Source organism: Chryseobacterium vaccae, assembly GCF_009602705.1.
In the GTDB taxonomy this organism is placed as follows: domain Bacteria; phylum Bacteroidota; class Bacteroidia; order Flavobacteriales; family Weeksellaceae; genus Chryseobacterium; species Chryseobacterium vaccae.
In genome coordinates this window covers 1,423,734-1,442,083 of sequence record NZ_VSWH01000001.1, presented here as the reverse complement: position 1 = coordinate 1,442,083, position 18,350 = coordinate 1,423,734, and the positions used below count along the sequence as shown (strand labels likewise).

The window sequence follows — 18,350 nt, the reverse complement described above, 5'->3', positions numbered from 1 at the left end:
CTGTTCCATGCTCTGTTTGCGTACTCGCAACAAGATGATAAGGCCGCAATCTCTGATAATATTAATGAACCAAAATCAAATACCAAAAAATGATAAAAAAAACGCTCTTATTAACTTTTGTTTTAATGTTTACAACAAGTTTTGTGTCAGCAAAGGCGAAAATTCCTTTTGGCAGGATTGACAAAATAGAAATAGTAGCAGATTTGCCTGACACGGAGAAATATGCTGTAAGTAAAGGCTCCAAAGAATACCTGGATTTAGCAAGAATGCACCAGGAATATAATATTGCCTGGATAATTCCAGCTTGGATAACGCAGGAACCCAAATTGGTTCTGGCAAAAAAAGAAAGTGATGAATATTTCGAATTAACCAATGAACAGCTTGATCAGGTTTTGAGTGAAAATAAATTGAATAAAGAAAATCTTCTGCAGCTTGGACTTTACACAAAATATGGAGGGAAATTCATCGGACTAATCCTATATGGCATCTTTTCTAAAGACAAGCCTAAAAAAATAAATACAACACATATCTAAACATAAAAACTTAAACCAAAAAAAATGAACCCATTATTTTTAATTCCAGTCGTATTAGTAATTGCAGGAGTAGCTTTCATGATTATCATGAATAAAAAACACAAAACTGCAAAATCAGAAATTAATTTAGATTCTGAAAGAACTAAATATAACCAATACAAACAAGAACTTTTAACTCAGGATTTTTCAAAATTAACAGAGTGGATGAATGGTAAACCCATTGATGCTTTTACTTCTGCATCTGTTCCCCAGTCAACAACCAATAAAGTGCCGGAGCTTGTAACTGACGGGATAAGAAATGTAGCGTTATCCGCAATAGGTGTAAAACTCAAACGAATTGAAACAGATTGTTTTTGGGCGTTAAGTGGAAACGATTTGCACTTTTTCAGCACCAATACAGTGGGGCAATTGGATGAACATATTGTATTTGATCATTTTAGAATTGAAAAAGCTGTGCTTCAATATGGAGGTATCTTGAAATCGCAATTGGGTGTTTATGCAAAATCCTCAGAGGAATATTTACCAAAGACCCATATTATTACTTTCGATATTGACGGAAGCCCATTATCTCTTGAAATTCACGATAGACTTAACTATAGGGTTGACCCGGAAGATATGCTCAATCTGAAAAAACAATTAGAAACAAGAGCAAAATATCAGGTAGTTGGCGAAAAATTTGTGAAAATTTTACAGGATAAATTCCCTAACCTAAAAATGACTTAATATACCATGGGACTCTTTTCAAAATTTTTGAATTCATTTAAAAGCCTCCGATTAAATGATAAAAATGGAGTAAATGGCTATTTATTAGATCATTTGCTGGTAGGTTCAATGTATGCCGAACAACAGTCGGCATACCTGAACTCTTATGAAACAGGGTTGAATAAATCTGATACTACAAAGCTGGTTGAAACCTATTGGGGAATATCAGATCAAAATCAGGCCATGGAAATTCTCCAAAGTCTGCACGACAGAAATCAGGATGAAAATCTTGATATCGTCTATAAAGCATTTGAAAATTCAAAAAATTATACTGACATTTTAAAGTCAAATTTACCAGATGAAGAAGACGTTTTTGAATACTATTTAGTCCTGTTCAGAAAACTGGGAAATGTTGTTCCTGAATTGATTGAGCAGAAGATTGTCACAGACTTTGCTCAGTTAAAAAAGACAAAAGATAGCGGCTGGAATTATGGAAGAAGTGTATTCTTAGCACGTTGCTGCTGCGAATTAAATTATATTTCTGAAAAAGAACTCATAGAATATTTGGCAAAATCCCATAAAGAATTGAAAAAATATTGCAGCACCTGGAAAGAATATACAACGAGTTATATTTTTGGAAGAGCAATGTGGGGGGCGGCTTTAATAACGGAATGGTACAGATTGCAAATGATTTATTGAATAATAACCAAAGCCCACTCAAAAATAAAACATATCTCTGATTAAAAATTCTAGATTCAAAATCCAATAAGTATGATAAACTCAAAAGTATTATTTTTTTTAGGAATCGGATTACTCTCCATCAAAGGCTTTTCACAAACCAAAACGATTGAGAAGAAAGGTAATGTAACAGAGAGTCAGATGAGTCTCTCTGAAAAATTATCAAAATATATGCAGACTCAGGCAGATGTGAATGGATTTAGCGGTACCGTTCTGATTACCAGAAATGATTCTGTGCTTCTGCGGAAGGCTTATGGCTTAGCAGATTACGAATGGAATATTAAAAATACAATAGATACCAAATTTCAGTTAGCATCTGTAACAAAGCAATTTACAGCATCTGCAATTCTTCAATTAGCAGAAAAAGGAAAATTATCACTTGATGATAAGTTAAATAAATTTCTTCCGGATTTCCCTAATGCCGAAAATGTTACCCTTCATATGTTATTATCACATTCTTCCGGACTTTCCTTAGGATTTAAAGAATTGGCTTTAAGTACCATATCAGCTGATTCTGCCTATAAGGAAATAAAAAAAATACCCTATGAATTTTTGCCGGGAACTAAAAGTGAGTATAGCAATATTGGTTACTATTTATTAGGTAAGATTATTGAAAAAGTATCAGGAGAAAAATATGCAGTTTTTTTGAAAAAAAATATATTTGAAAAAGCAGGAATGAAGAATACTGGAACTAGTAATAATGATTCGATAATTCTAAAAAAAGCGAAAGTTTATCATCACACGGAACATGGGTTGGCCCATAATCCATATATTAATTGGGAATTTAACATTGGACATGATGGTGTTTATTCTACCGTTGAAGATTTGGCATTATGGGACAGAGCGCTTTATGGGACTGCTATTTTATCAAAAGAAATGAAAAACAGAATGTTTACTTCCTATAACGAACAAAATTTTGGATATGGATTTCTCATCAATCCTTTCTATAATCATGGACATCATTTAATCGCTCATGATGGAGGCTTTTTGGGAACCATGACTTCCTTCAACCGTTTTACAGATGATGGTTTGCTTGTTATTGTGCTTTCTAATAATCAGTCCCCGGCTTACCTGCTTGCATACGGCTTATCGGCAATATGCTTTGGTAAAGAGGTTGAGCTTCCATACCGTCATCAGAAGGTTAAAAGCAACCCGTCACTTTATAAGCTCTTTGAGGGAAATTATGAAGATATTAAGATTCTTGAAAACAAAGGAAAGCTCTATTTTAATGACTTTGACATTGAACTATTCCCTGAATCAGATAATAAATTCTTCAGGTCAGATGATGATAACAGAACTGTTGAGTTTATTAAAGATGTGAATGGAAAATATTCCACCATTAAATTAACCAAAGCGGGGGTGGCGGAAATACGGAAAAGACTATTTTTAGATAAATAGCAATAAGTGCGGAGTAATTTATATTGATAATTGATAGTAGCAGATGACTGAATATTAAAGTGAGTGGAATAATAAATAGGAAGTCCCCGCTGAAGTCTTTTCTAAGCTGTTTACTACAAATAAGTCTAACTATTAAACTTACGGTTTGAAAATATCAAATAATATTATTGATTTCTCATTAAGAGTTAAGATGGGGTATTGGATCTGATTGACCTGGGAAGCAGGAACTTTAAAAAATTGAGATTAAATCTGTGTGGCTGAAGCGGTAGAATACTATGCAGTTTCAATTCTTTAATTATCACGCTAAGTTTTTTTATATAGCCTTCGGAATTGAAGATAAATTAGTTACTACGATCCAACATAAAATAAGATACCGCTGCCAAGGCACAACTAAAATTTTTAAATTGTGCCTGATTAAGACAGCGAAATTCAATTCAGACTATTTTCAGTGCACTGATATTCCTCCGAAATTGAAATTGTTTTTCATCATTGTGTGCTGTTGAAAAGTAAGTGTGCTGTAAAATAAGTTCAATAATCTGAATTTCCTGCTATTGACTGCTGTTAATACTTGTTAACCGATCATGTTTTTTTTGAGAATAATGTTAATTGTCAGTATTGTAGTAAGCTGTAAAATAGACTGTTATGTTTTTTGAACTATTAATAAATTTAAAATATCCTATATATTGTCAATATTGGTTAAATTTTAATATGTCTTTTTGAAAAATCTCTGAATAGATGTTATTTAATATTATTTTTTCAAATTTTCTGCTGTTTCGATTTTTTCAAATTAAGGAGAGTTCATAATGTATTTTATAGAAATATTTGTCGCTTTTTTTAATAAATGTAGGAGAGCAAAAATGATGATCAGAGGCAGAATTATTCTATATCTATTAAAAAAATAACTAGATCTTAAAAATAGAAAACAAAAGTTCGTTTTATTTGTTTGCTTAATGAAATTAACAATGTTTTTTATTTATAATATTGATTATCAGTTTTATATGTATATTTTGTTAACGTTTTATATTGATAAATGGCTTTTGTGTTAACGCTTTTTAACGGCCTGGTATATCTGATCTATCACATCTTTGAATATTTTTGTCGTCGAAAACACAATCTAATATATTAACAAAATATTTACAACACAGAGAATGATATTGTTCTCTGTGTTAAATTTTGTCTTATCAAAATAGAACATGTGAATTCTGTTATTAATATAAAGATAACAACTGAAGGGTATATCATAGCGGGGATTAAAAAGTCATCAGTTTCTGTTTTTATTGATGGAAGAGCGTAAAGAAATGATATTGACAGAATATAAGCCTTCTAAATCCAAAACTTGTATCCTGATGATGGATGATAATACGAGCATACATTTCGTTATCTGCAATGCTGATGTTGGAATTTCAGGAAACGGTAGGAAGAATAGTAATTTTTTTTCATATTTTTTATGCCTTTAGCCTTATTAAACATTTTGTTCAATTTAATACTGGCTGAAGTTTTTAGTAAACTTAAATGATTTTGATGCTTATTCTTTGTAATCCCTTTCATAACAGTACGAATCTTTAAAACATGGTTCTCCGCCTCCTTTGATTTCTCTATTATGTTTTTTTGAGATTAAGAATGCTATTATGGATTGATTTAATGATTCAGGTTAAGAAAAGAAAAACCTCCCGAATCATACGGGAGGCTAACGAATAGAATATAAAATAAAAAGTATTTGAGACTTATATCAATATTCATTCAAACAATATACTATTTATGATAAGATTTAGATTATGCTAGCTTTACATTCACTGCATTCAAGCCCTTATCTCCTTTTTGTACATCAAAAGTTACTTTATCATTTTCACGGATAGATTTTGTGATTAATCCTGAAGAATGTACAAATATATCTTTGCTCCCGTCTGAAGGAGAAATAAATCCGAAGCCTTTTGCCTCATTGAAAAATTTTACTGTGCCTTGTTGCATTGTAATTGTTATTAAAAATTATTATTTTATTTATTAAATATTGCTGATTATATAAAATATTCCATACAGGATTTTATTTCAGCTGTGGTACTGATAGGTAGCCGGAGTAGTTGTAACTTCAGCCGGATTATTCAGTAAAGTGTCTGCAAATTTTCTTACTGCAGAAGACATTGTTGCAGAAAAAAACAATGTTTGTCTTTTTACAGGAACAAGTCTCAGAATATTTTTTATATCGCTGATAAATCCCAGATCCAGCATTTTGTCTGCTTCATCCACTACAAGCATTTCAATTTTAGAAAGATCAATACGTCTCTGGGTGATTACGTCCAGAAGTCTTCCGGGATTTGCGACAAGAATATCCACCCGTTTTCTCAAAGCAGCAAGCTGGCTTCCTGCAGAAGTATCTTCAGAAATAGAAAGTTGAGACAATGGCAGATACTTACTGTATATTTCAAAACCTTTTTCAATCTGTACAATCTGTTCCCGCGTCGGGGTAAGTATTAAAATTCGTATTCCGTTATGTTCGGCAGTGTGTTTTTTTAACAGTTGAAGTATAGGCATTACAAAAGCAGCTATTCTTTCTGTTCCTGTTGGTGCACAACCTATGATATCTTTTCCTGATAAGATATTGGGAATTGCAGAATACTGTATTTCAGCAGGTTTAGAGTAGCCTGTCTCTGTTGCAGCGCGGATAATAGGATTGATTAAATTTAAATCTTTAAAACTCATTATAAAATTTTCCGGGTTTCCTATACTTTGTCAATTCTTTTTATCTGTATTTTAAAGTTGGTGAATTAATGAATAAGGATAAATAAAGAATGTTTTTTTTCTATTCATCATTTTGCTTGCTTCAACTCATTCAATGATTTATTGGTATTATATAATAGCATTGATTTATTGGCAATGACGTTTCTTTCCTGTTGTAAAGCAGGACTTTATTAACCTCATGTTCTTTTACAAATGAGGTTAAAAATTGGGCAGCTGAAAAAGCAAAACTGAAAGAAAAAATGGTGATTTTAAACTATGACAGAATAGCAAAGGCAGAAACCTGTTTTTATAAATGCTTTGCAAATATATAATAAAAATAAACGAATATATGTGGGTTTAATTAGTTGATTATCAAAAAATTATTCGTAAATACCGCACGAAGCTGAATGGTTTGTCTGGTATGGATCATTTTTTAGGTTCCAGACCTATGCCAATTTCTTTCACAACAACGAAGAAAAGCATCTCTTTTGTTATTATTGTAAGAAAAAGAAAAGGCTGTCTCACTTTTGACAGCCTCTATTGATATTATACTTCCAATATTTCAGGTTCTTTTTCTTTCTTCAGTTTCTCAATAAAGTCTGAAGGGGTTAAGCCCGTTTCATTTTTAAAGGCATTCTGAAACACCCGTGGTGTGGCATATCCGCATAACTCCGCTAAAACACTGATTTTATATTTTCTGTAGACATCCTGCTCGTAAAGCTTCAGGGTAATATACTTAACTCTGAGACTATTGATGTAACCATTGAAATTTTTACCCCTGTAATTTTTTATGACTTCAGAAAGATATTTTGTATTAGTGTTAAGATCACTTGCAAGCCCTGCGATGGTAAGATCACTCTTTAAGTATTTTTCTGTTTTTTCAAATCTGGCGATTTTACTTAATAATTGATTAATGGTTTCCTCCGGAATTGTTTGGGGTGCTTTTACTGTTTTTTCTTCCTCTTTTTCTTTTTCAGAGTTCTGGATTTCCGTCTCATGTTTGATTTTTGTTATCAATTCCTGGAATTTATGCTGAAGAATTTTATTTCTTCTTTTCCAGTAATACCATATAGCAGCCCCTACTGCAATGATAATGATCAGGAAAATATACAGATAATTTTTAAGCGTAGTATTCTTTTCCTGGTCTTTCTCTTTTTTTATTACACGGGTAACCTTGTTTACCGAATGTTTTTCTGCTATTTTTATACTGTCTTTTAATTCAGTAAGAAGCTGGCTGTATTTTTTTCCTTCCGCCGTATTACTCTGTGCTAAATAGGCTTCCGTTAAAATCTCATAAAAAACCTCCCTGCTGGCAGGTGAAGAAATCCTTTTCTCCAGTTTCAGACCTTCCTTGGCATAATGAATGGCTTTATCATTGTCTTTCTGATCAAAATAAAAGTCACCCGCTGTTCTGTAAAGGTTCATTTCATTAAGAGGGTTTATCTTTCTGCTGCCAACAACCTTCAGTGATTTTAAAAGATATTTCTCTGCTGTTTTTGGATCGGAAGGCTTCATGATCCATAAATAGTAGAGCGCAAGATTGGGCTGTATGGAAAGAATCAGGTCGTATTTCTTTTGTGAGTGTATTTCCGTGCTTTTATCAGAGATTTTTTCTGCCTCGCTTAACCCTTTTAAAAGACATAAACGAACAGAGTCGGACTGTTTTTTACTCTGATCAAAATAAGATGAATAATTGGAGTAAAATAAACTGCCGTAATAATGACGGACGTCGTTGTCTTTGATTGTTTTCAGGTATTTTTTTGAAATCTGATATGCTTTATGGGAATCTTCCAGAAAGCCCAGATCCCCCAATGAACGGGCTTTAATCCTATACATATTGGATACTAATTCTGATGGGCTGCGCTCATTAATATATTTTTCTACATCTGTGCAAACCTCAATAACTTTCTCTGTATTGTCTAATGTACTATAGGTCCGCACCAGTTCAGCACCTATCAGGAAACTAATATCGTATTTGTTCTCTTTTGCCGTTTTGTATTTTTTTTCGAGATCCCGGACGGTTGTGCTTACTATTCCTGTCTTAGCAATATTGTTTTGGATCTGCTGCAGTTCGTTTTTTAGCTGTTCTTCAGATACTTTCTGGCTTTTTCCCAATGCAAACATGTGCAGGGTGATGAATAATAAAAAATAGTTGTGAAATCTCATTTACTTTTAATTGAAATTATATTAGTTTTTACGGAAAACAGAGGTTTTTACAAATATATAAATATTAAAAGCTGAATTATCATTAAATACTGTTAAACCCAGATTTGAAATGATTCTAAAATAAAGATTGGTATGCTACATCGTTATGCCGGCTCCCAATTTTTGTATCAGATCCAAGATGCCTGAATGTAATTTTATTGGTTCAATAAAAGAAGCTGATCTTTCGGAACAGCTTCGTTGTATCTGAAATTACGGGTTTTATGGCTTTATTTCTCTATTCTGTAAAATAATGCGGTGATTATTTGGGCTCATCATATGTTGAGTAATATAAAAAGACAGGATAATACTTAAAAGTTTCTGTTTTACCTAGTGTATATTCATCACTTCTGTATACGTTAGAAAAATCAAGGATGGTGGATTTTTTCTCCGGAGAATTATAAATCATTTTTATTAAACTGGTGACAGCCGTTTCCGTTTCGTAGGTAAACAAAAGTGTTTTGCCATCTGCACTATATACTTTATAGTTGTAGATTCTGGCTTTTAATTTTGTGTCAACTCCGGTATCATTTAATTTTACTTTATACATGAGCTTTTGTGGACCCATATGCGTAATATAGACATCCGCTTTTTTATAATCTGCACTATATTTAAAGTTTATAAAATTTTCAAGCTTGTGAAGGCTTTTTTTAAATCTTTCCTCCCCAGACATTAGCTGAACTTCAGTGTCTTTAGGCATTTCTATAGGCCCTGATTTGGATGAACCTGCCGGTTTTTTCTTTTGTGCATTGATCGTAATTACTGAGAACAGCATTAAAACAGAAGCTACAATTAGTTTTGAGTTTTTCATGAGATTATTTTTGCAATGTTAAATAAATTATCGTTGTAAAAAAATAGATCCATGAGTTTTTGTTGTGATTTCTCCTGATTTCCGCTACAATATCGGCTTAACGGTCATATACGAAAACAGGCTGCCTTTTTGAGACAACCTGTTTTTCATGTCTTTAAAGGATTTATTTCGAGCTATATGGGCTTTATTAAATTCCTTTGAGATCTTCCCCGATTTATTTTTTTGGTGTCAGAGAAAAGTTATCTATATAAACTGCCTGATGTATTCCATTAAGCAAAACTTTCAGACCCAGATGAGTATCTTTTTTTAAAGAAATAGTAAAGGTCTTTTTATCTCCCGTAATCTCAGATGCCTTAGCTATTGAAACATATGATTTTGCATCAGATGAGTTGCTGATTGAGAAAATTTCCAGTGTAGTTTCTCCTTCGTTATCCGATGCATCAAGAGTTAGCGTATAGTTTCCTGCTTTAATTTTTGGGGTCACTAAATACATATTTTCTCTCGGGCTGCTCATAGAATAAAATATGATTTTTTTGTCACTGGCATAAAGCATTGCTTTTCCCGGCTGGGCAGTCCAGCATTTGTTAATATCTTTCCATGCATCAAAATTTTCTGTAATGGTGGATACGGTATTACACTGTGCTTTTGCCGTTAAAAATCCTCCCAGAGTCACTATTCCTGCAAATACAAATTTTCTCATATGGTATTTATATATTATCACGTAAAAATAGCTAAAAAAGGGCATAACAGGAAATAGAGTATACGTGTTTTAGAAAAAATGTGACCCAGGAATTAAATCTTTCAAGGGTATTTTTGAAGTGTTTTTCACTGATGACATTTTTAATTGATGAGATGAAGAATAGAAGGTTAAAAATAGATTAATGGCAATGAAAATGAGTGGAGAAAAACTGTACAGAAAAAATTTACCTTACATTTCAATGAAACTTGCTATATTTAGGCCCGAACACGAACAAAACTAATAATGCAGGACGTAATCTGTATTTTTAAATACATTACGTGCTCAAAAAACAATAACCATTTGAATTTAAAAATCATGAAAAAACAGTATTCATTTATTTCCTTCTGTACAGCTTTTTCACTGTAAACGCACCAACTGTAGAAATAATACATCCCAAAACAGAAATTATTCAGTTAAAACTCAGGAAAGTTTTCAGGAATTGTTATTGCCTGCCTGAAATATAACCTCCAAAATCAGAATTTCTGGTTAAGAAGTTTGCCTTTTCAGAACAAAGTACATTAAAAAAACTATGAATTATACATTGGAAGACGTTAAAAAGTTCATTTTTGAATTTTTAGCTAAAGAAGCCGAATGCTGGACAAAATTAAATCTTAATAATCTGGATACTTTTAATCAATCGGTAAGAGAACTATATGAAATGGCTATAGAACAGGTAGGAAAAGGGTTAGGGATTTCCGAAAGGACAGATTTCGGTATTTTTAAGAGAACTGAAAAAGAAATAGCAGAAAACCCCTTAACTAATACTCCCCGTCATTTATATAAACTCAGCAGTTATCAAAATAAAATGTATGGAAATATATGGGTGGCCTATGTTTCAAGTACCAACCCAAGAAGGGAGATTAATAAAAGTGTATTTTTTGAAGGATTCATTACGGGTACAATTGGAAATGAACTGAAAATCATTGGAAAAATGATCATAAATACAAACCGTTTAACAATGGCTGTAACGGGTTGGAAAGGAAATGTTTACAATCCTTCGGACTTAGATGTCAAAAAAATCGGAAAATTTATTGAAACAGAACGTTATTCAGAACCGGGTAACCGGGATAATTTTTCACTTAATGAATATTGGAAAGATAAATAAATGATGGAATAGAAAATCCACAGATAAGTACTTTATAGATTACATTTTTTCAGAACAAATACATGAAAAAAACATGATTTATACCTTAGAAGACGTTAAAAATTTTATTTTAGAATTTACAGAGCTGGAATATCAGTTTGAGATAGGCTTTTATGACAGTTCAATAACAAACGAAGAATGGAAATCTTTAGTCGTAAAACTTAAAAATTGCTATAGTACTGGATTTGGGTATTATGCAATTATAAATACATTCAGAGATGAATCAAGAATGACTAAAAAAAGATTCGAGAATAATAAAAATAATCTTAAAAAAAGGAGACTGTTTTTAATCAGGAAATATGAGAATCCTAAATTCGGTAAAGGAATATATAACGCAGATTCTAACGTCGTTTTTTCCTGTTTTTTAGGCTCTGATGTAGAGATGGGAGCAGAAGTTTATCCAACTAATGTTAGTGTTGGTATCGTGAATGGAGATTTAAGAATTACCTCCTCAAGGGAGCTTGATTTTGAAAAAAGAAGAAATGAAGAAGTTATTGAATGGATTTACAATAAAAGATCCAATGTTTCTAAAGAGGGTATCACCATAAAAAAAGACGGAACATTAGTGGATACATTAAGGATTTCCGAGCCTGAACATCCAACCTGGATGGAAGATTATTATAAAGGATAATATCGGCAGTCCTCCCAAAAGAAAAAAATATTCAAAAAAACAATTAACTATAAAAACCAATTTAAAACCATGGGATTATTTAAAAAGAAAAAAAAAAAGGAAGAAACACCTAAAAGCAATGTATTATTGGCGATGCCGATGTTTAATAACGGAGAAACTTTTGATCTGGAAAAAGTCATTGCCTACCTTTTATCGGATTGGGGGATTGAAGCAACGGATATCAACGGTTCTTCAGAAACGGTGAGTTTTTCTGTTCAGGGAGAAACGGTTGTATTGGGGACAATTGCTGCTCAGATTCCGTGGGGTGATATTCAGGGCGCGGCACAATATGCTTACAACTGGCCAACTGCAGAAGCAGATCTGGAAGACCATAATTCACACCTTATCGTAACCATCCTGTCAAACAATACTAATCATAAAGAACGCTTTGGCATTTTGACAAAAGTTCTGACAGCAATTCTTGCTACAAGCAACTGTATTGGAGTATACCAGGGCTCTCAGTCTTTGCTTATTCCAAAAGAACAGTACTTGGATAGTGCAGAAGCATTGAAATCGGATCTGGTTCCGCTGGATTTGTGGGTTTATATCGGTGTTAGGAAAGGGGAGCAGGGCAATAGTGCTTATTCTTACGGATTAACAACTTTTGATAAGCTGGAAATGGAGTTTGTGAACGCACCGCTTGAGTTGAGAGAATTGTATACTTATTTAAACGAAATCTGCGGGTATGTCATCAAAAGCAATGTCACATTTAAAAGCGGTGAAACATTAGGTTTTACGGCCGAACAGAAAATTAAAATAGTGCAGTCAAAAGGAGTGTTTGTAGAAGGCGAATCATTTAAGTTTGAATTATAATCTCCAGACGATCATTAAATAACCTCATTCCGGGATAAGAATATCTGATGGAAGCAGGTTTGAAGCAGGGTGATGGAAGAGGGAAGTTATGAAAGCCACTAAGAATAAATATTGATCAGTTTTTATTTAATTTGATTTTCTGGGGGCTTTCAATGCGTATAACTAAAAGTAACTTCCAGCCTTTTACATTTAAACTTCTTAACCCGAACTAAGGCTAAATACGATTAATAAACGATAAATAAATAGCGATGACAATAAACATGAACACAGTTCTCGAATTCTATGAAGCCATTCGGGAAGAATATGGTAATCCGATATTAAGAACCGTTAATAGTCAGGAAATTCTGAACGGTAATCCTGTGGCAAAAAATATATATGTTGCTGTTTATGGCGATGGAATGATAAAAAGCAGCGGATTTGACATGTATTTATATGAAATAAAATATGGAAAAATAACCCATGCAAAAATAAAACAGGCATTTAAAGAAATCGGATTTACTGAGGGGTTGAACATCCTGACACAAGTAAAAAGAAGCGCGGACCTGGATGCGCTGGATATGGCCTATTATCAGTTAGATGAGGTGTTTGAAGCCTGTTTAACTGAGTATCTTCAACGCAGCTGGAACGATCCTGAATTTATGCTGTACTGTGATTCAATTTCGTTTAAACAGAAATAATTCATTGAAATCCTTAAAAGTTTTGAAGAATCATTAAAATGGTTGATGATCTGCCAATTAAAATACATTAATACATATTACTAAAACTATGAACTACAAAAAAGAAATTGAGATAGAACTTAAACATAAATTTGATCCAAAGGACACCGGAAGTTATGATATAGATTCCCTTGATGTAGAAGTAACGCTGGATCTGCACGAAGAGCTCATCGTGGAAGATGTAACCTTTCAAATTGCTCTGCAGGAAGTAAACTTTTTCAGCTATGAAGATGAATCGGATATTGATGCTTTCGATATCTATCTGATGAAATCTGATGACAAATTCGGACAGCACCAAGCCATTCTTGATCAGACGATCACACTTCCAATGACACTTAACAACCAGAAGAAACTGGATTTTTCAATTCCCATTTTTTCATCTCCTGATGGGCATCAAAACTTTTTAGACGTTATCAAACAAGCTCCTGATCATATTCTTGATGATGAAAGAGAACTTGATCTGCACATTACATTTTATCTGAACCCGGACAAGTCCAATGAGAAATATGACTACGGAATTTTTAAAATAGCCAATCCGTTTTTCGGATCATAAACAATGTATACCTATTTATTTAAAAGAAACTAAGATGACACGAGAAGCAATACTTGAGCAGCTTAAAAGCTCAAAATTCAGCGATTTTGCCAATGGAATAGAGAATACCGAAACATATTTCAAAGAATCCGGATACGATGAGCAGTTATTTGAAAATGTACTTACGGTTTTTACTTATCATTTAGATCATAAACACGAGGAAATTGAAGCAGCATATGAAAGATTCGGAAGAAATTTTCGATTATTTTTTATTGTTGTAAAAACCCATGAAGACGCATCGGACATGTTTTCACGGGGACAAATAGAAGGATTGTCCACATTTTTATCCAATTTTAAAGAAGGTAAACTAGATATTTCCGGTTACTTTCTGGCAACAGGGTTCATCTACCAGCTGGCTGCCCAGTCATGCCATAATGTAATGAAGTTTGTAGACAGGAATGAATATCCGGAGGAGTATGAAGCGTTAGAAATGTTTCATTCAGTATTCGGAGAGCTTTGGAAACTTCAAATGACGGCCCAGGGGATCATCCGGGAAACAACAGTCTGGGATGATTACTCAGCGATTTACCTTTTTAATAATATACTAGATAAAGCGGATTTAGAAAGCCAGTCGCGTATGATGGCAGGTTTGTCTGCTCATGAAGGGAACACAAGAATCCAGCAGAAAATCGTCGATAATTATATGGAGTCTCTTGATTGGGAAGTGAAAAAATTAGAGGCCCAAAAAAAGCAGGTAGAAGGCGTAAAGGAACGGATCATTGAATGGTTTCCGGCTTAAACATTAACCAATCTGCCAGAAATCACGGGCAGCATATGAAATATAAATAACACAATGGAACAAATAGAAGAACTGAAAAAATCCAACGGAATATTAAAATCAACTTTAAATAATATTCGTGAGAAAATAATAGATGAGTTGGTAAATGTCCTCAATGGAAATGCCATTTCAATGCTTCCTGATTTTAAGAAAGAGGATATGGCAGCCCATAATTTTGAATACCGTCACGAATGGTTTTCCATGGTGTTTTTCGGCTCCAATGCAGCTGGTTTGACTATTACGGAAGAAATTGACCTCCTGAGGAATGAACTGAACGCTTATTTTTCAGAATCAGAAGAGTTAATGGACATTGTCAGTGATCTGGAAGATGATTGTGAGGATGAAGAAGAATGGGAAGAAATGAAGGAGGAATATGAACAGGAAAAGTATGAAATTTTTGATGATTGGTTTGAATCCTGCTGGAAAGAAGCTCAAAAATTAACAGGCAGCAGTGTGCCCACTTATTTGTCAATTGATGAACTGGATTTTGGGGTAGAATTTATTTCCTCAGACAGTGTTGAAATCAATAAAAATCAAACCAACATAAGACGGTATATCCATTAAATAATGAGTTTCCTGAATTGTATCAGGAAAAAATAATGACTAAAAATAAAATGAAACCAAGACAGTTTACCAAATATAAAAAATTAGGATCGCCCGGTGCCTCGCCGGGTTCACCAGACAGAATGCTGACGAGTTATCCGGCAGAAGCTTTGGTGGAAAAAGATAAAAAATACACCGAACAGAAGATTCTGATTCCGGAATTTTCCGTTCCCGGAATTCTCGCGAAACCTGAATTGGATGGATTAACATTCCATTTCATGGCATTCCCCACCATCTTTGAATACGCGGATTTCCGTCTGATAGACGGAAACAGATATGAGTTATTAGGCTTTAATGGAAAGCCCGTCTCAGAATTCACTCCGGAATTTATAACCGAATGCCTCGGAGCGATGCAGCCACATTTTGAACAGACGGACGCAGCATCAGTGTACAGTGAAGAAGACGGAACAGATCCATTTTACCATAAAGAAGATGCCATGCTGCTGACAGGCAAAGTAAAATGGCATTTCAGCACTTATTTACGTCAGACTACCGAAGAGGAAGACGAAATACTCTATGATCTGCAAGACGAGGGCGAACTTGAATACGAAGATTTCGATGAAGATTTCAACTACACGACCAATTACGATCTGCCGGTTTTTAAAGATGAAAACGGAAACACTTTAGAATTTGTCTGCCGCTTACATATTGCCCATTTTCCAGGGACGCATTACCTTTTTTATTCACCCGAAACGAAGCTTGTACGTCAGTTTTCACAGTTTCCGAGAAGAATAAAACGTGAAATTAATTTTTCCGAAACGGATGAGTTAAATGGGCAGGAGGTGTTTGTAAAAATACTTTCTGATCCGGGAAGTGTTCTTACGGATCCTTCCCATTTCGAACGGAGAATCCTCCTGCCGAAATACAGTTTTCCGGGGCTGACTATTGACAAGAAATATGAAGGTCTGGCTTTTCATTTTGTATTGATGCCTGTTTTCAACACCCTGATAGATTTCAGACTCACAGCTGATAACAAGTATGATGTACTGCGTTTCGATGATCTGGAACCGAAAGATTTTACAGACGATTTTGCCATACATTGTGAAAGTGAAATGGATACCTATTTTGACGAAGTAGACGAGAAATCCCGCTTTTTTATCGTTGACCGGAATGCAGACAGCTACGATGATTTATGTCTGGCCATTGGTACTGAGCCTTTCTGGGATCAGTCAGACTTTATGCGTGAGAAGACTGATGAAGAAATTCAGGCAGATTTTGATGCTTTTAATATGGATATGAGGGATCCATTTGATGACAGAGATTACGTAACCGATTATGATTCGCCGGAATTAAAAGACGAAAATGGTGACACTATGGAATTTGTAGCGAAATTATATCATGGCGAAGTATTCGGGAGCTATTATCTGTATTTTTCACCGAAAACGCGTTTGGTACGTCAGTTTTTCCAATGTACATAATCTAAAAATCAATTCTGATGGCAGGTGGACACTATATTTTCAGCATTTATAAAGCGTTGGGCAGTACACGGTATTTTGTATTGCGTACAGAGCGGCCGGCTTTTAATAATGCATCCCAAAGTGAAGAAGATGAAAGCTGGGAAATAGAATCGGCGCAGCGTTCTCAGCTTTTAAAATCAGTCGGAAACCGGGAAAATTGCACAGATTTCGAACGCATCGGAGAACTGCATGGTTTTCCGGTTGGTGATGTTTTTTACTCAGATTCCGGTCAGTTGCAAGTTCCTGTGTACTATATGCAGACCGATTTCGGGAAACCGTGGATTGTTTTCGGAACAGCCGGTTCCGAAGAAGAATTTTTAACCGAAATAGGGGGGGACGATGAACTGCAGGCCCTGAATCCCATAGGAAAACCAATAAAAATTGAGGCTTGCTTTGTTACCTCAAATGATTTTTAACTTTAAAAGATAGAAAAATATGACAAAACCTATCCATATTCTTGATGAAATAGCGATCCAGTGGAAGGAAGATGAAGAGCTTTTTTTTCTGGATTCAGACTATTCCGGGCATTATGTGAAAATTGAAACACCTATTGGGAAAAAGCATATGGATCAGGTTGAAAAACATGATATTCTTGGGAGTGTTAATTTGAAATCATTATTTGATACCTACTACCGAACCGAGGATCATGATGAATTTGTTCCATGGATGACTATGTTCAGCGAAATGATGACCGAAACCAGGTTTGCTCCTGTTGAACTGGACTTGGGAATAGCAAAGCTTTATTCCGAAGCCAGACTTACCGATGTAATCAGTGGAGTAGCAAACGGGTGGGTAGTCAGTAAAAAATTATTTGAAATTCTTAAGAATTTTAATATTGGTCAATATCAGGAATACAAGATTGTCGTACAAAGTAAGAAAACCGTTTCCAACGATTATGTTTACCTCTTTTTTTTCAATTATGCCGATGAGTTTGTAAATTATCCTCATACAACTTTCTACACAGAGAAAGGTCTGCTCAATTTTGGTTCCAGAAAAGTAATGGCGGCAAAATTCAATTCATTTGAAGAGGTTAAAAAAGCATCAGAAGAACTGAACAAGGGTATTGACTGGCTTGATTTTACCAATAAAACGCATATAAAAGCTAAAGAAATAATGTTGAATAATAACGATCAGGATATTTTTAAGTTTAAAGGCTTTTGTTTTAATACTGATATGTTGATGTCTGCCAGGCTTGCAAAAACACTTATGGATGAAAAAATTACAGGATTAGAATACATTAAAACCAGTAAGGTTAAATTATTTAATCAGGAATAATGATTATATCTGCACTTCCAACATAATGAAAAATTAACATGAAGATCATTTATTTTAAAGACATACAATATGTAATCAGTCAGGCATCAGATGCCAGCTTTGAAAGAGATTTATATCGTGCCTATAACATCCGGTTTAATGAAATAAAAGAAGAGATAATGGGAATAAAAGATCATGATCTTTTTTTTCAGAGGTTCAGGGAAAGTCTGAAAATTACATTGAATAATCTTGAGAAAGTCAGTTTATTTCAGTTCTTTTTTTTAGAAGATTTAGCTCCGAGTGATAAGAATGAAGGTCTTCAGGAAATATTTTTTATGATATGGAACATTTTTTTCCGAATGAAAGCTGGCAGGATGAAAGCTATCAAGGTATTTCTTTTGAGACAGACTATGAAGAGTATTTTTAATTTTAGAATATTCAACTTTTAGCAGAACAGAATGGTAAATTGTATGATGATCGTCCGC

The 18,350-nt window shown here is 34.0% G+C and carries 20 protein-coding genes; 15 read left to right on the top strand and 5 right to left on the bottom strand.

Annotation, left to right across the window (positions count from 1 at the left end; all coding sequences use genetic code 11):
- The first annotated feature begins 89 nt into the window (after positions 1–89).
- The 4 genes from FW768_RS06595 (at position 90) to FW768_RS06580 (ending at position 3,371) form a co-directional block, all read left to right on the top strand.
- Entirely contained in the window at positions 90–533 is a 444-nt protein-coding gene (locus FW768_RS06595) for a hypothetical protein (RefSeq protein WP_153393879.1), read from the top strand.
- A gap of 24 nt (positions 534–557) precedes the next feature.
- The gene (locus tag FW768_RS06590; RefSeq protein ID WP_153393877.1) at positions 558–1,256 is read left to right on the top strand and encodes a hypothetical protein; all 699 of its coding nucleotides are present in this window, start codon (positions 558–560) and stop codon (positions 1,254–1,256) included.
- A 27-nt stretch (positions 1,257–1,283) separates the two neighbouring features.
- Entirely contained in the window at positions 1,284–1,934 is a 651-nt protein-coding gene (locus FW768_RS06585; protein ID WP_231128651.1) for a DUF1266 domain-containing protein, read from the top strand.
- A 72-nt stretch (positions 1,935–2,006) separates the two neighbouring features.
- Positions 2,007–3,371 (top strand): serine hydrolase domain-containing protein, encoded by a 1,365-nt coding sequence (locus FW768_RS06580; protein ID WP_231128650.1) that lies wholly within the window; start codon positions 2,007–2,009, stop codon positions 3,369–3,371.
- Between the two features lie 1,773 nt (positions 3,372–5,144).
- On the opposite strand, the gene FW768_RS06575 is transcribed toward FW768_RS06580, so the two are convergent.
- The 5 genes from FW768_RS06575 to FW768_RS06555 all read right to left on the bottom strand — a co-directional run bounded on the left by FW768_RS06575 (position 5,145) and on the right by FW768_RS06555 (position 9,799).
- A complete protein-coding gene (locus FW768_RS06575) occupies positions 5,145–5,339 on the bottom strand; it encodes a cold-shock protein (protein WP_153393875.1) in 195 nt (64 codons plus the stop codon).
- A gap of 78 nt (positions 5,340–5,417) precedes the next feature.
- Positions 5,418–6,068 (bottom strand): DEAD/DEAH box helicase, encoded by a 651-nt coding sequence (locus FW768_RS06570; RefSeq protein WP_231128649.1) that lies wholly within the window; start codon positions 6,066–6,068, stop codon positions 5,418–5,420.
- A 564-nt stretch (positions 6,069–6,632) separates the two neighbouring features.
- Complete coding sequence (locus tag FW768_RS06565) at positions 6,633–8,252, bottom strand: helix-turn-helix domain-containing protein (protein ID WP_153393872.1); 1,620 nt, start codon at positions 8,250–8,252, stop codon at positions 6,633–6,635.
- A gap of 298 nt (positions 8,253–8,550) precedes the next feature.
- Entirely contained in the window at positions 8,551–9,099 is a 549-nt protein-coding gene (locus FW768_RS06560) for a hypothetical protein (protein WP_153393870.1), read from the bottom strand.
- A gap of 214 nt (positions 9,100–9,313) precedes the next feature.
- On the bottom strand, positions 9,314–9,799 hold the full coding sequence (locus FW768_RS06555) for a hypothetical protein (RefSeq protein ID WP_153393868.1): 486 nt from the start codon (positions 9,797–9,799) through the stop codon (positions 9,314–9,316).
- A gap of 568 nt (positions 9,800–10,367) precedes the next feature.
- On the opposite strand from FW768_RS06555, the gene FW768_RS06550 reads away from it, so the two are divergent.
- The 11 genes from FW768_RS06550 to FW768_RS06500 all read left to right on the top strand — a co-directional run bounded on the left by FW768_RS06550 (position 10,368) and on the right by FW768_RS06500 (position 18,314).
- Positions 10,368–10,943, top strand: coding sequence for a hypothetical protein (locus FW768_RS06550; protein ID WP_153393866.1), 576 nt, complete (start codon positions 10,368–10,370; stop codon positions 10,941–10,943).
- 73 nt (positions 10,944–11,016) lie between these two features.
- A complete protein-coding gene (locus tag FW768_RS06545) occupies positions 11,017–11,613 on the top strand; it encodes a hypothetical protein (protein ID WP_153393864.1) in 597 nt (198 codons plus the stop codon).
- Positions 11,614–11,682: 69 nt separating this feature from the next.
- Entirely contained in the window at positions 11,683–12,465 is a 783-nt protein-coding gene (locus tag FW768_RS06540) for a DUF4261 domain-containing protein (RefSeq protein ID WP_153393863.1), read from the top strand.
- 260 nt (positions 12,466–12,725) lie between these two features.
- Positions 12,726–13,142 carry a DMP19 family protein gene (locus FW768_RS06535; RefSeq protein WP_153393861.1) on the top strand — a complete coding sequence of 139 codons (417 nt, stop codon included), beginning with the start codon at positions 12,726–12,728 and terminating at the stop codon, positions 13,140–13,142.
- Between the two features lie 88 nt (positions 13,143–13,230).
- Positions 13,231–13,734 (top strand): hypothetical protein, encoded by a 504-nt coding sequence (locus tag FW768_RS06530; RefSeq protein ID WP_153393859.1) that lies wholly within the window; start codon positions 13,231–13,233, stop codon positions 13,732–13,734.
- Between the two features lie 34 nt (positions 13,735–13,768).
- Positions 13,769–14,512, top strand: coding sequence for a hypothetical protein (locus tag FW768_RS06525; protein WP_153393857.1), 744 nt, complete (start codon positions 13,769–13,771; stop codon positions 14,510–14,512).
- A gap of 54 nt (positions 14,513–14,566) precedes the next feature.
- A complete protein-coding gene (locus tag FW768_RS06520) occupies positions 14,567–15,115 on the top strand; it encodes a hypothetical protein (RefSeq protein WP_153393855.1) in 549 nt (182 codons plus the stop codon).
- Positions 15,116–15,150: 35 nt separating this feature from the next.
- The gene (locus FW768_RS06515; RefSeq protein ID WP_153393853.1) at positions 15,151–16,572 is read left to right on the top strand and encodes a hypothetical protein; all 1,422 of its coding nucleotides are present in this window, start codon (positions 15,151–15,153) and stop codon (positions 16,570–16,572) included.
- Positions 16,573–16,589: 17 nt separating this feature from the next.
- Positions 16,590–17,027, top strand: a complete 438-nt coding sequence (locus tag FW768_RS06510; protein ID WP_153393851.1) for a hypothetical protein — start codon at positions 16,590–16,592, stop codon at positions 17,025–17,027.
- Positions 17,028–17,046: 19 nt separating this feature from the next.
- Positions 17,047–17,886, top strand: a complete 840-nt coding sequence (locus FW768_RS06505; protein ID WP_153393849.1) for an Imm43 family immunity protein — start codon at positions 17,047–17,049, stop codon at positions 17,884–17,886.
- A gap of 38 nt (positions 17,887–17,924) precedes the next feature.
- Positions 17,925–18,314 carry a hypothetical protein gene (locus tag FW768_RS06500; RefSeq protein ID WP_153393847.1) on the top strand — a complete coding sequence of 130 codons (390 nt, stop codon included), beginning with the start codon at positions 17,925–17,927 and terminating at the stop codon, positions 18,312–18,314.
- Positions 18,315–18,350 lie beyond the last annotated feature (36 nt).